The organism is Streptomyces sannanensis (assembly GCF_039536205.1).
Taxonomy (GTDB): Bacteria; Actinomycetota; Actinomycetes; order Streptomycetales; family Streptomycetaceae; genus Streptomyces; species Streptomyces sannanensis.
Genome location: NZ_BAAAYL010000001.1, coordinates 3,592,589 through 3,605,365, shown reverse-complemented (window position 1 = coordinate 3,605,365; position 12,777 = coordinate 3,592,589). Strand labels below are relative to the sequence as shown.

The window sequence follows — 12,777 nt, the reverse complement described above, 5'->3', positions numbered from 1 at the left end:
ACCTCCGGCAGATCCGCCTGCCCGCGGACCAGCCGGTCAACCCTGGCCGGCGCCGGGCCACCGACTCACGACGGAGGGCCCCGGCTCTGTCCGAAGCCGGGGCCCTCCGTCAGTGACCTTTACCGCTCACGCGTCGAGGACCTGGCCCTCGCGCCGGACGACCGGCGGTTCGACACTCCAGGGGAAGTTGATCCAGTCATCGGTGCGCTTCCATACGTACTCGCACTTCACCAGCGAGTGCGACTTCTCGTAGATCACCGCGCTGCGGACCTCGGCCACATGCTCGACGCAGAAATCGTGCACCAGCTTCAGCGTCTTGCCGGTGTCGGCGACGTCGTCCGCGATGAGGACCTTCTTGCCGGAGAAGTCGATGACGTTCGGCACCGGCGCCAGCATCACCGGCATCTCCAGGGTCGTACCGATGCCCGTGTAGAACTCCACATTCACCAGGTGGATGTTCTTGCAGTCCAGCGCGTACGCCAGACCGCCCGCCACGAACACCCCGCCGCGCGCGATGCTCACCACGATGTCCGGCTCGTAGCCGTCGTCGGCGATCGTCTGCGCGAGCTCGCGGACGGCGCTGCCGAAGCCGTCGTAGGTCAGGTTTTCCCGTGCGATGTCACTCATGGCCGATCACACCCGCGTCCGGTGGAAGTTCACGAAGGACCGCGAGGCCGTCGGGCCGCGCTGCCCCTGATAGCGGGACCCGTACCGCTCGGAACCGTACGGCTCCTCGGCCGGAGAGCTGAGGCGGAACATGCACAGCTGGCCGATCTTCATCCCCGGCCACAGCTTGATCGGCAGCGTCGCGAGATTCGACAGCTCCAGCGTGACGTGCCCCGAGAAACCGGGGTCGATGAAGCCGGCCGTCGAGTGCGTCACCAGCCCCAGCCGCCCCAGCGAGCTCTTGCCCTCCAGCCGGGACGCTATGTCGTCCGGCAGCGAGATGACCTCATAGGTCGAGGCGAGCACGAACTCGCCCGGGTGCAGGATGAACGGCTCGTCCCCCTCCGGCTCGACCAGGCGCGTCAGGTCGGCCTGCTCGGTGGCGGGGTCGATGTGGGGGTAGCGGTGATTCTCGAACACCCGGAAGTAGCGGTCGAGCCGCACATCGATGCTCGAGGGCTGCACCATCGATTCGTCGTACGGGTCGATGCGCACGCGCCCGGCGTCGATCTCTGCCCGGATGTCCTTGTCTGAGAGAAGCACGCCCTCGAGGATACGCAGAGCGCGCGCACCCCCCGAATCGGACGGTCCGCGCGCTCCGGAACGTACTTCCGCGACTACGGCCGGTGTCTACCGCTTCGCCAGCGCCACCGGCACGGCATGCCGCAGCCGCGCACACCGGGGACACCGGATCAGACGCCCGGGACCGATCCGGTCGGGGCCGAGCTGCTGCATCGGGAACGAAGCGATGCTGAACATGTGCCCTTCGGCACAGCGGACGACGGTGCGCTCGATCAAGTCCCTCAAGTCCCTTCCCCAACAAGCGTGGACGAGAAGGCCACATTAGGGGATGAACGGGAAGCCGCTCCAAGCGCCACTCCGCGACCCGCAGCGTACGCCTCCATACACCGGGGCTCGCAATGGGGTACAGTGTGCAACGCTGCGGATGCAAGCAACGGTCCGCCAAGCGGGTGTAGTTTAATGGTAGAACATGAGCTTCCCAAGCTCAGAGCGCGAGTTCGATTCTCGTCACCCGCTCCACGACGAAGGCCCAGGTCATAGACCCGGGCCTTTTTTGTTGTCTGGACCTGTCTAAGCGTCCCGTGCCACATCCGTGCCAGATGTTGGCGAATCCACTGCATCACGCCGCTGCCGGACGAGCCTGTCGAGACCGGCCGCGACCTCCCGCTGACGCTCGACATCCGAGTGCTGATAGATCAGCGCGGCCCGTCGTCCGGGCCGACGCTCCTGTCTGCGCCCCGCTCCGTCCCGGCCGCCGGCCGCACGCCAACGGCGAAGGTGGATGGGGGTGAACCCCTCTATGGCTGGGGCGGTCGGCTCCACGGCTTTAGGCAGCCACTTTGGCGCGAGCCTCGAAGATCATGGCCCAAAATCGGGCACTAACGGGCAGGCCCACAAGCCTGCCCGATTCGCGGGCCAGCGTAATGGGCCATGATCACTCGCGCCAAAGCAGCTCCAGCCCAAAGCCGTTCCACCGACCGCGCAGTAGGGTGCCGGACGGGGAGGGCCTATGACTGATCAAGACCCGATGTTCGATGCTGTGTACGAAGCCGCGAGCGGGTTGATGCGAACGCTGATGAAGATCCTTTTGGTCTTCGTGGTGCTCATCGTCGTATTCATAACAGCGGGCATGATCATGGTGATGTCCATGGCGCTTGACTCCTCCGCCGGACCGTGAGTGCAGCCGTACGTGCCTGGCGCTGTACAGCAGCGAAGTACAGCAACCGTGACGACCGCCAGCGACCGTAGTTGATCCCCGTAGCCCGACTGATCAGGCGAGGAGACCTCAGCGACCTTGCGGCCGGTAGTTCGCATCGAGGGGGTCTCCGCAGGCAACTACGCTCAACCGCATGCAGACCAAGTCCGAGCGCTGGACCGTGTATCACTTCTCCCAGGCGAACCCGTCTGGTCCGGGATGCGACAACGCGCCCGCGCTGCTCCGCCGGATCGCCGACTCCATCGAGGCCCTGGGGCCGGCCGAGATTCAGGACATCGTGATCCACTCAGAAATGACCGAGCACGGCGATTGCCTCTCGGCGACGGTCTACTACCACCTGCCGCAAAATTGATCGCCCGCCGAGGGGGGAGACTCAAGGCCCACAGTGCGTGCCAGATCCGTGCCAGAACGGGCGGTCAGCCACGGTCAACCGCTGGACAACAGAGCGCGTTGCAGCAGTGGTCGATCAAGGACTCCGCCCTGCTCAGCAGCCCAGTGGCGCCGATCCGGCCTGTGATTCCCAAGCTCAGAGCGCGAGTTCGATTCTCGTCACCCGCTCCATGAAAAAGCCCCAGGCCATCGGCCCGGGGCTTCTTTGTTGTCCAGACCGGTCCAGGCGCGTGGCTCCGGCAGACTCCGGGCCGGAGCGGGCGGTGTCCGTTGTCGGTCGGACGCTCAAGGACGTCGCCCTCGCCCTCGGCGCGGGTCCGAAACCCCTGTGCGGCTGCCCTTCGGCAGTGTCCTGCGCGACGCCTTCCTCGATGCGATCGCCCATGGCGACAGCGACCGGGACCAGGCCCCGTGGTCAAGGCCGCCCGGCGCCGCGCAGGACTACAAGGCCGACTCACCGTCAGCTGCGCTGCGCCTCCAGCCTGGTGCTCCACAGCGTGGCCCCGGGGGCGTCCCGCAGCGCGACGGTCAGTGCTCCGGAGGCGGCGTCGATGTCGACCTGGCCGAAGAACTGGTACCCGTCGAGTGGCGAGACGAGCGCCGACGGGTTCTTGGCGTACACCAGCTCGGGGCCGAAGGTGGCGTCCAGCTTGTAGGGACGGGTAGTGGTGCCCGCGTTGAGCGGTCCGGCGACGAACTCCCAGAAGGGGTCGAAGTCCTGGAAGACGGCCCGCGAGGGGTCGTAGTGGTGGGCGGCGGCGTAGTGCACGTCCGCCGTGACCCACACCGTGTTGCGTACGGCGTGCCGCTGGAGGTGGCGCAGCACCTCGGCGATCTCCAGCTCGCGGCCCTTGGGCGCACCGGGGTCGTTGTTGGCGACTCCCTCGATATTGGCGCCGTCCGGCACGACCAGGCCGATCGGCATATCGGCCGCGACGACCTTCCACAGGGCCTTGGAGCCGGCCAGCCCGCGCTTGAGCCACTCGGTCTGTCGGCGGCCCAGGATGCCGCCGTTCGGCTCGGTGTTCAGCTCAGGGCTGTTGGCGTCCCGGTAGGTGCGCATGTCCAGGACGAAGACATCGAGCAGCGGACCGTAGCTGATCCGCCGGTAGATGCGGCCCGCCTCGTCGGCCGACTGGTTGTCGATCGGGAGGTACTCGAAGAAGGACTGCCTGGCCCGGGCTGCGAGCACATCCACGCGCTTCTCGGTGTAGCGGTCGTCGGTGAGGATCTGGCCGGGATACCAGTTGTTGCGGACCTCGTGGTCGTCCCACTGGTAGATGCCGGGCACCTCGGCGGCGAAGGCGCGGACGTTCTCGTCCAGCAGGTTGTAGCGGAAGTTCCCGCGGTACTCGGCCAGGGTCTCGGCGACCTTGGACTTCTCCTCGGTGACCAGGTTGTGCCAGACCCGGCCGTCGGGCAGGGTCACGGTCTCCTTGAGCGGCCCGTCGGCGTAGATGGTGTCGCCGCTGTGCAGGAAGAAGTCCGGTTTGGCCTGCCGCATGGTCTCGAAGATTTCGATACCGCCGAGGCCGGGGTTGATACCCCAGCCCTGGCCGACCATGTCGCCGGACCAGACGAAGCGGATGTCGCGGCGTGGACGGTGCTGGTCGGGGGCGGCACGGAAGGAGCCGGTCACCGCGGCGCCGGTGCGGCGGGCGTCGGCCGGGTCCTGGAAGGACACCCGGTACCAGTGCAGCTCGCCCGCGGCCAGACCGTTGATCCTGACGTGGCCCGTGAAGTCGCTGTCCGGGGTGACGACCGGCCCCCGGACCCGCCGAGCGTCGTGGAACCGCGGGTCTCGGGCCACCTCAACCACCATCTGGGCCGTACGGTCGGCTCGCGCCCAGACGACAGCGCTGCGGCCGACGACATCGCCGACCTGCACACCGTGACTGACCTCAGGCCGGCCGGACAGCACCAGCCCGGACGAGCTCGAGGCATAGGCACGGGAAGCGGTCAGACCACCGACGACGGCGGCACCGGCGGCGCCGGCGGCGAGGAGGCTGCGGCGACCCAGAAGACGGGAGGAAGACAGATACTCATGTGTGGGCATACGGAAGATCATTCGGGGATCTTCTGAACGCCGACGCCGCAGCACACGAAGTCCCGTTGAACGGTCAGCATCCGTCGTACGGCGGATTGCTGACTTCCGTCAGCCCCCGGGACCTGCCCCGGTGCCTTGCACCGGGCGTCAGACCACCAGGCCCTCGCCGGCCTCTCTGTGCATACCCATGCACAGAGCCCAGACGATGAGGATGTTGACGGCGACCAACGTCAGGGCCCACAGGGGGTAGTACGGCACCGACAGAAAGTTGGCGATCACGCCGAGCCCTGCCACGGACACACCGAAGAAGCGTGCCCACAGCGCTCCGCTGAGCACGACGCACCCCGCGAGGAGGAGGACGATGCCCAGAATGAGGTGGACCCAGCCCCAGCCCGCCAGACTGAACTCGAACACGTAGTGACGCGTCGCGATGAACAGCTGGTCTTTACGGATGCCCGAGATCCCCTCGAAGATCGCCATCGCTCCACCGACGATCATCATCGCTGCTGCGAAGACGGTGGTACCCGATGTGGGCGCATGCCACGGGCGCGGCTGGGCACCGGCCGTTCTCGGTCGGGCGGCGTCACTGGCCATGTCGGCCTCCTTGGGTGGCAGGGCCATCCGGGCAGCCGAACTCCCGGACCGGCGCGATCCCCCGTCCCAGCGTGGCACGACGGCACTCCGTCGGCATTCCGAGGCGATGGCAGCGGCCTTGTCCATGCCCGGCTGCGTGCCGTACCCGTGCAACGTCCGGCAGTGCGGAGCGGTGAACCACGGGAACGGCGGTGACAGCGCCGAGCGGGCGCCTGTGCCCCTCGCGTGCCCGCCGCGCCCCCCTGGAGCAGGACGGGATGGCGCGCAGGCGTCGTACCGCCACTGACCGCCTTCATGGACCCGCGGCCGGTACAACCAGCTGGAAAAACAGACAAGTTGTGACTGTCCCCCCTGTGCCGCCGGACACGCCGTGTGGTCGAAGAATCATGGTCGGTACCCTGACGTGGTCACGGACTCTCCCATCACCCCGCCCGTACCGGGCAGTTGTTCCGTTGGCTCGGGTTGGCTCATTGGATCGATCGGATTGGGTTGGTGCACAAGTGCTCGTGGCGGATCGCTACCGACTGGAGGCACCCCTCGGCCGTGGTGCGATGGGAGAGGTCTGGCGGGCCCGGGACGAGGTCCTCGGCCGGCCCGTGGCCGTCAAGCTGTTGCTCGGGGACGACTCCGATGCCGAAGCGGCCGCGCGGTTTCGCTTGGAGGCGCAGACCGCGGCGCGTCTGAACCATCCCCATGTCGTCGCGGTCTTCGACTTCGGGGCGGGGGACGGGCGCTTCTACCTGGTGATGGAGCTCATCGAGGGCCGGAGCCTGGCCCAGGAACTGGCGGCCGAGGGCGCGCTCCGCCCGGAGCGAGTGGCCGTCATCGCGGCCCAGACGGCCGCGGGCCTGGTCTCCGCGCACCGCCAGGGGATCGTCCACCGGGACATCAAGCCCGGCAATCTGATGTCCACCGTCGACGGGACGGTGAAGATCGGGGACTTCGGGATCGCCAGGTTCGTCGACGATCCGGCTACCGCGCTCACCAGCACCGGGCAGATCGTCGGAACCAGTCTCTATCTGGCTCCCGAGCGGGCTCTGGGGCAGCCCGCCGGCCCCGCGTCCGATGTGTACTCCCTCGGGTGCGTGCTGTATCAACTGCTCACGGGCCGGACGCCGTTCCGGGCCGACACGGCCACCGCCACGCTGTATCAGCACATCGACGCCGCTCCGGCGCCTCTCCGCCAACTGGGCGTCGACGTGCCGGCGGCATTCGAGAACTATCTGTTCGGGATGCTCGCGAAGCAGCCCGAGAACCGCCCCACGGCACAGCACATCGCCGAGTGGTTCATGTCCGGTGCCTGGCAGGGCCGCCCGGAACCCATGCCCGCGTCGGCACCGGAGCCGCCCCCGCCGGTACGGAGGTCCGGGCCGCCCGCTCCCGTACGTGAACCACAGAACGGTCCCACGGCCGCGCACCCACTGCCGGCCGACCGGCAGCCGGGCCATGGACGCCGGGCGGCGGCCGGACGGCAGCAGGGTGCCCGCGAGTTCGCCAGACGCCGCCCGAGGGTGGCGAGCGCCATCGCCGGGACCGTGGCCTTCGTCATCGCGGTGCTGCTCGGCATGGCGTTGTTCTCACCCGACAACAGCTCGGCGGAGACTCCCGGCGAGGATACGACCGCCCCCTCGCAGACGCCGGATCCCGGTACGGCCCCGGACTCCTCTCCCATGCCCGACGACGAATCCACCGACCAGCAGGCCGACCAGCAGGGCGACCAGCCGGGCGAGGACGAGGAGGACGGCCACAGCCACGGGAAGCAGAAGGGGCACAAGGGCAAGAAGGACGACTGAGGCGCCCGGCGGCATTTCGGGCCCCCGCGTCCGGGGATGCGTCATCCCGGCGCCGTGACCGGGCCGTACTCGGTGAGCAGCAGAGCGATGTCGTCGGCGCGGTACGTGGAGCGCCGGGCGTCGTGCAGCAGCCGGTCGGCGAGTTCGTCCAGCGAGTCCGCGCGGGCGTGGGCGAGAGATGCCCGCAGGCGGTCGATGCCCACGTCGATGCCGGTGCCGCGTTCCTCGACCAGGCCGTCGGTGTAGAGAGCGAGTACGGAGCCCGGCGGGATGTCCGTCCAGGTTCCCGGGTAGGAGCTCGCGCGGTCCACGCCGAGGAGGGGACCGACGTCCAGTGCAAGGGCCTCCGCCGTCCCGCCGCGACGGCGGAGCAGTGGCGGGACGTGGCCGGCGCTGACGGCGTACGCGCGGTGGGCGCGGGGCTCGAGGCGGATGTAGCAGCAGCTGGCCAGCAGTCCGGGGTCGAGGTCGACGAGGGTCCGGTTGACGCCCGCCACCACCTCGCCGGGCGAGTGGCCCACTGCCGCGAAGGCCCGTACGGCGCTGCGCAACTGGGCCATGGTGGCCGCCGCGGCGATGCTGTGCCCCTCGACGTCCCCGATGACGAGGGACACCCCGGTGCCGGTGGGGATGACGTCGTACCAGTCGCCGCCGATGTCCATCCCGCTGCTGCCGGGCAGGTAGCGCGCGGCGGTGCGGACGCCGGGGACGAGCGGCAGCCGCTGCGGCAGCATCGCCTGCTGCAGACCGCGGGCGAGGGCGAACTCCGAGTCGTAGAGGCGGGCCCGTTCCAGGGCCTGGGCGATCAGTCCGGCGAGCGCCGTGAGGACGCCGCGGTCCTTCGCCGAGAACGAACGGACCTCGTCGAAGCCGAGAACGCAGATGCCGACGGGGCGGCTGGAGGCGATCAGCGGCAGATACGCCCAGGAGCTCACCTTGCCGGCGGGAGCGCCCGGATACCCCCGGGAGAGGTCCTGCCGCGACTCGATGAAGAGCGGGGCTCCGGAGGTCAGGCTCTCCGTACCGGGCAGACGGGCGTGCAGCGGCTCGCCGTCCAGCCAGTCGAGGAAGTCCTCGTGGTGGCCGGTGTGGAAGAGCAGGCGCATCGTTCCCTCGCGGAGCACGTAGATCGCCAGCTGTTGGCCGCCGAAGGCCGGCAGCAGCTGGTCCGCGACGACAGCGCAGACTTCACGGGCGGTGACCGCCTCGGTCAGGGCGCTGCCCAGCTGCAGGACGTGGTACACGACACCCAGGCGCGCCGGTGCGGCGGCGGGTTCCGCCGCCGCGATTGCGGCAGATGCGACAGGTGCCGCCGTGGCCGCCGGGGGATCTCCCACGGGGACCACACGGCCGGTCACTCCGTCCGCCTCCGGATGGAGGGAGAAGGCGAGCCACTGGTCGGGCGGACGGCACGCCAGGAAGGAGGTCGGCGTCTGCGAGGTCATCGCGAACCGGTGCCGGTGCTCGAAACCCGGGTCGGACAGCCAGGGCAGAACGTCCCAGAGGCACCGGCCCAGCAGCTCGTCGCCGCTCACGCCCAACAGCTGCTGAAGGCTGAAGTTGGCATAGGTGATGCGCCCGTCGGGGGCGAGGGAGAAGAACCCGTCCCGCAGCCGCTCGACCGCTGCGACAGCAGCGCTGCCGGCCCGCGCGTCGACGATCGCGCCGATCAGGTGGGCGCGGTCCGGCGCGGCGCCGGACTCCGCCATGCGGCCCCACAGCTCCACGGTGCGGTAGTTCTCGTCACCGCCCCTGTGATCCCGCATGCGCAGGCTTCGCGCGATGATCCGGCCCCCGGCGGCCGCCGCGTGGGCCGCGGCCCGGAAGGCCGCGCGGTCGCCGGGGTGCAGGCAGGAAGCGAGTGTTTCGGCTCGTCCGTCGAAAGCGCGCAGATCGAGACCGAAGATCGCGCAAAGCTCGTCGTCCGTGGTGAGGGTGCCGGTGACGAGGTCCCAGTCGAACAGACCGACCCGCACGGCGGTTGCCGAAGGGGCCGGGGTCTCGACGGTGACCGTCCGCGGGTCGCACTCGACGGGATCGCCGGTACGCGCGCGGAGCGCGTCGAGGGAGTCGCCGAGCCGGTGTGCGGTGGTGCGCACATGGCGGCGCTGGGCCTTGGACAGCCCCTCGCTGCCGGGTGAGGCCGCCCAGACGACCGTCAGCGCCCCGAAGGTCTCCCCCTCTACCCCCACCGGCACCGAGCAGGAACCGAAGGCGTACGGCAGGGCCACCGAGAGCTGGGGGAACCGGCGCATCGTCTCGTCGGCGTCGGCCAGGTGGATCGTGCGCCCGGAGCTGTAGGCCGTGGCGACCGGGATGGCGCTGCTCACCGGAATGAGGCGCCAGCCGCCCAGCAGGGAGGGCGGCACGCCGCAGGTCGCGGCGAGTACGAGCGACCGGCGGTCGCGGGAGCGGAGGAAGACGCTCCCGGCGTACGCGCCGGCTCCCTTGACGGCTTTGACAACGGCCGCGGCCAGCAGGTCCTCGCGCTCCGCCGTCGCGCCGACGGTCATCCCGCGCATGCTCCCAGTGTGCGCGGGAGTCGGCTCCACCGGCGACGCGACCACGGCGGGCGGGCACCCCCTATGTGTCTTCGCCGGCTCCCCCACTGACTTCCCAGGCCCGGTACGCGGCCACCGCGGTGGGCAGCGTGGGGAAGATCCGGTCCTCGCCGACGGACTCGGTGAGCCCGTACGTGTCCAGGTCGTCACGCAGATCCTGTTTGACGCGTGCCAGGGCGAACACGATGCCGCGCCCGGTCAGCTCCTCCCGCAACGCCTCCAGGGAGTCCAGCGCGGTGATGTCCACTTCCACGTTCGCCTCGGTGTTGAGGACGAACCATTTCACGGGTCTCGTCTGCTCGGCCACGGCGGCCAGGGCGCGGCGTCGGAAGTCCTCCGCGTTGGCGAAGAACAGCGGAGAGTCGTAGCGGTAGACGAGCAGTCCGGGAATGGTGCGGGCGCTCGGGTAGTCGTCGATGTCGTGCATGCCGGCCAGCCCGGGCACCAGCCCCTGCACGGCGTCGTGCGGTCGCGCCACCCTGCTCAGCAGTTCGGCCACCGACAACGCCACGGCCACCAGCACCCCGTACAGGATGTCCAGGACCAGGACGCCGGCCAGGCATCCGAGCGACAGCAGCAGTTCCCTGCGCCGGAAGGACGCCAGCCGCCGGAAGCCCGACATGTCGATCATCCTGGTCGCCGCGTAGACGACCAGAGCACCCAGCACGGCCGTGGGAGTGCTGCTGAGCAGGGGACTGAGAAACAGGAGCACGGCCAGTACGGCGGCGCCGGCGGTGAGGGCGTACGCCTGGGTGTGTCCGCCCGCCGAGTGGGCGAGTGCGGTACGGCTGGCGCTGCTGCTCACCGGGAATCCGTGCAGTGTGCCCGCGCCGAGGTTCGCGGCGCCCAGAGCCAGCAGCTCCTGATCGGCGTCCAGCCGTGCCCCGCCGTTGCCGCCCGCGAAGGCACGCGCGGTGAGGATCACATCGCTGTAGCCGACGAGAAGGACACCGACGGCGGGCAGCAGCAGCTGGGGCAGCAGGGTCGCATCCGGGAACTCGGGGCGGGGCAGCCCGGCCGGGATCTCCCCGATCACTGCAATGCCGCGGGCCTGGAGGTCGAACGCCGCCACCGCCGCCGTGCCGAGTGCGACGGCCAGCAGGGGGCCGGGAACGTAACGGAAGAAGCGCGCCACCAGGAAGAGGAAGAGCAGCGTCACGGCGCTGAGGATCACCGTGGCCGGATGAAGCCGGGGCAGGTTCTCCACGAAGGACAGCAGCTTCGGGAAGAAGCCTTCGCCGCTCGTCGGGACGCCGGTGAGCTTGGTCAGCTGGTCCACGATCATGATGAGGGCGACCCCGGCCAGATAGCCGATCAGAACGGGCCGCGAGAGCAGATCGGCGACGAAGCCGAACCTCGCCACCCACGCCACCAGGCACAGCAGCCCGACCGCGACGGCGAGCGCGGCGGCCAGGACGGCGTAGCGCCCGGGGTCCCCTGCGGCGAGCGGTCCGACCACCGTGGCGGTCATCAGCGCGGTCGTCGACTCGGGCCCGACCGACAGCAGCCGTGACGAGCCCAGAAAGGCGTACAGGAGGAGCGCCGGCAGGATGGCCCAGAGACCCGCGACCGGCGGCAGGCCCGCGACACTCGCGTACGCCATGACCTGCGGCACGAGATAGGCCGCGACCGTGGCTCCGGCAAGGAGGTCGCCGCGCAGCCAGCTGCGCCGGTACCCCCTGAGCACGGTGAGCCCCGGCACAGCGGGCAGGGCGCGACGCCACCCTCGGCCGGGGGCACCGGTCTCCTGCGACATGGCCCTCCTTCCCCCATGCAGCTTCAGCATGCCGTCGCAGGACGCACGGCCGCGAGACCGCCCGGCCGCTGTCCGCCGGGAGGTCACCTTCGCTGTGCCCCGACAACGCATGGTGGACGTCACCTGCCATGGGGGGCAGTATCGGTGGTGAGGAGGCCGTCCGTGACCCGGCATTCCTCTCCCGGGGCGCGAGAGCGGTCGCGGACCGTTCCCCCGCGCGCACGGCCCACCCCGCCGGGAGGTCGTTTCCGGCCCCGTTCCGGCGCAGAACAGGGGAGCCCGATCCCATCGCGCGGCGCACAGCCCCGACAACTGCTCCACCTGACCGCGCCGGCGGTCCGGCAGCCTGCACCGGATGCCTGGACAGGCGTCGGCGCAGGAGGTGATCACACGATGAAACTGCGCACTGAGCGCCCTGGCCAGTCCGCCACCGTCGGCACGGGCCTCACGCCACCGCTGAGCGCCGCAGACGCCGGTCTGCTCCTCCTGCGGCTGACGGTGGGTCTGACCATGGCGGGCCACGGCGCCCAGAAGCTGTTCGGCCTGTTCGGCGGGCAGGGCCTGGAGGCCACGGGAAAGTGGTTCGCCCACCTGGGCTACGAGCCCGGCGTCTTCTTCGCCGGGCTGACAGGAACCTCCGAGTTGCTCGGTGGCCTGGGCCTGGCCCTCGGGCTGTTCACCCCGCTCGCCGCGGCGGCCGTGTTCGGGATCATGATCAACGCCATGGCCGTCGACGTGGGCAAGGGCCTCTGGTCCACCAGCGGCGGCATCGAATACCCCATGACCGTCGCCGCCGTCGCCCTGGCCGTCGCTGCCGTGGGCCCGGGCCGCCTCTCGCTCGACGGGCGCTTCCCCTGGCGTGACGGCGGCTGGCTCCCGGCAGCCTTCGTCCTGTGCTTCGGAGGCCTCGCGGCGGCCCTTGTCCTGGTGTTCTGACCCGCGACGGCGGGAAGCCCCGGGCGAGCCGCCCGAGGCTTCATCCGGCCCGTCCAGTCCGGAATCCTCCCCGAGAACACCGCGAGCCTCGCCGTCCACCTGCGCGCGGGCTTCCGCGTCGTCGGCACCCGTGACCGCGTCGGCCGCCACGGCGTCCGGCGCGACATCCTGCTCATCGAGCGCCGCAGCCCCTCGATCGCTCGAGCCCCGGTGGGCGGGGTGGCAGCGCGGGCGGCCCGGTGCGGTAATGCTGCTGGGGGCACCCATCCGTCCGGTCCACGCGGAAGGGGAATCAC

Annotated in this window: 11 protein-coding genes, 1 tRNA gene and 2 pseudogenes; 6 read left to right on the top strand and 8 right to left on the bottom strand. The window is 70.1% G+C overall.

Annotation, left to right across the window (positions count from 1 at the left end; all coding sequences use genetic code 11):
- Nucleotides 1-126: 126 nt before the first annotated feature.
- The 3 genes from ABD858_RS17030 to ABD858_RS17020 all read right to left on the bottom strand — a co-directional run bounded on the left by ABD858_RS17030 (nucleotide 127) and on the right by ABD858_RS17020 (nucleotide 1,473).
- Entirely contained in the window at nucleotides 127-627 is a 501-nt protein-coding gene (locus ABD858_RS17030; protein WP_345038334.1) for a phosphoribosyltransferase, read from the bottom strand.
- Between the two features lie 6 nt (nucleotides 628-633).
- A complete protein-coding gene (gene dcd, locus ABD858_RS17025) occupies nucleotides 634-1,209 on the bottom strand; it encodes a dCTP deaminase (RefSeq protein ID WP_345038332.1) in 576 nt (191 codons plus the stop codon).
- Nucleotides 1,210-1,296: 87 nt separating this feature from the next.
- Nucleotides 1,297-1,473 carry a hypothetical protein gene (locus ABD858_RS17020; RefSeq protein ID WP_345045105.1) on the bottom strand — a complete coding sequence of 59 codons (177 nt, stop codon included), beginning with the start codon at nucleotides 1,471-1,473 and terminating at the stop codon, nucleotides 1,297-1,299.
- A 160-nt stretch (nucleotides 1,474-1,633) separates the two neighbouring features.
- On the opposite strand from ABD858_RS17020, the gene ABD858_RS17015 reads away from it, so the two are divergent.
- Nucleotides 1,634-1,707, top strand: a tRNA-Gly gene (locus tag ABD858_RS17015).
- Nucleotides 1,708-1,758: 51 nt separating this feature from the next.
- Here ABD858_RS17015 and ABD858_RS17010 read toward each other — a convergent pair.
- Nucleotides 1,759-1,896 (bottom strand): annotated as a pseudogene (locus ABD858_RS17010) (tyrosine-type recombinase/integrase); the annotation flags it as partial.
- 301 nt (nucleotides 1,897-2,197) lie between these two features.
- Here ABD858_RS17010 and ABD858_RS17005 point away from each other — a divergent pair.
- Nucleotides 2,198-2,365, top strand: a complete 168-nt coding sequence (locus tag ABD858_RS17005; protein ID WP_345038330.1) for a hypothetical protein — start codon at nucleotides 2,198-2,200, stop codon at nucleotides 2,363-2,365.
- Between the two features lie 172 nt (nucleotides 2,366-2,537).
- A complete protein-coding gene (locus ABD858_RS17000; RefSeq protein ID WP_345038328.1) occupies nucleotides 2,538-2,756 on the top strand; it encodes a hypothetical protein in 219 nt (72 codons plus the stop codon).
- Nucleotides 2,757-3,254: 498 nt separating this feature from the next.
- Here ABD858_RS17000 and ABD858_RS16995 read toward each other — a convergent pair whose 3' ends face one another.
- Nucleotides 3,255-4,850, bottom strand: coding sequence for an alkaline phosphatase D family protein (locus tag ABD858_RS16995; RefSeq protein WP_345038325.1), 1,596 nt, complete (start codon nucleotides 4,848-4,850; stop codon nucleotides 3,255-3,257).
- A 138-nt stretch (nucleotides 4,851-4,988) separates the two neighbouring features.
- Nucleotides 4,989-5,435, bottom strand: coding sequence for a DUF7144 family membrane protein (locus ABD858_RS16990; RefSeq protein ID WP_425586212.1), 447 nt, complete (start codon nucleotides 5,433-5,435; stop codon nucleotides 4,989-4,991).
- A 500-nt stretch (nucleotides 5,436-5,935) separates the two neighbouring features.
- Here ABD858_RS16990 and ABD858_RS16985 point away from each other — a divergent pair, with 500 nt between their 5' ends.
- Nucleotides 5,936-7,228 (top strand): serine/threonine-protein kinase, encoded by a 1,293-nt coding sequence (locus ABD858_RS16985; RefSeq protein WP_345038323.1) that lies wholly within the window; start codon nucleotides 5,936-5,938, stop codon nucleotides 7,226-7,228.
- Nucleotides 7,229-7,269: 41 nt separating this feature from the next.
- Here the strand turns inward: ABD858_RS16985 and ABD858_RS16980 are convergent, their stop codons facing one another.
- Complete coding sequence (locus ABD858_RS16980) at nucleotides 7,270-9,750, bottom strand: SpoIIE family protein phosphatase (RefSeq protein ID WP_345038321.1); 2,481 nt, start codon at nucleotides 9,748-9,750, stop codon at nucleotides 7,270-7,272.
- Between the two features lie 61 nt (nucleotides 9,751-9,811).
- Nucleotides 9,812-11,545, bottom strand: coding sequence for a SulP family inorganic anion transporter (locus tag ABD858_RS16975; protein ID WP_345038318.1), 1,734 nt, complete (start codon nucleotides 11,543-11,545; stop codon nucleotides 9,812-9,814).
- Nucleotides 11,546-11,938: 393 nt separating this feature from the next.
- Between ABD858_RS16975 and ABD858_RS16970 the strand changes: the two genes are divergently transcribed.
- Nucleotides 11,939-12,481, top strand: coding sequence for a DoxX family protein (locus ABD858_RS16970; protein ID WP_345038317.1), 543 nt, complete (start codon nucleotides 11,939-11,941; stop codon nucleotides 12,479-12,481).
- A 48-nt stretch (nucleotides 12,482-12,529) separates the two neighbouring features.
- A pseudogene (locus ABD858_RS16965) lies at nucleotides 12,530-12,679 on the top strand (GNAT family N-acetyltransferase); the annotation flags it as partial.
- Between the last annotated feature and the right edge of the window lie 98 nt (nucleotides 12,680-12,777).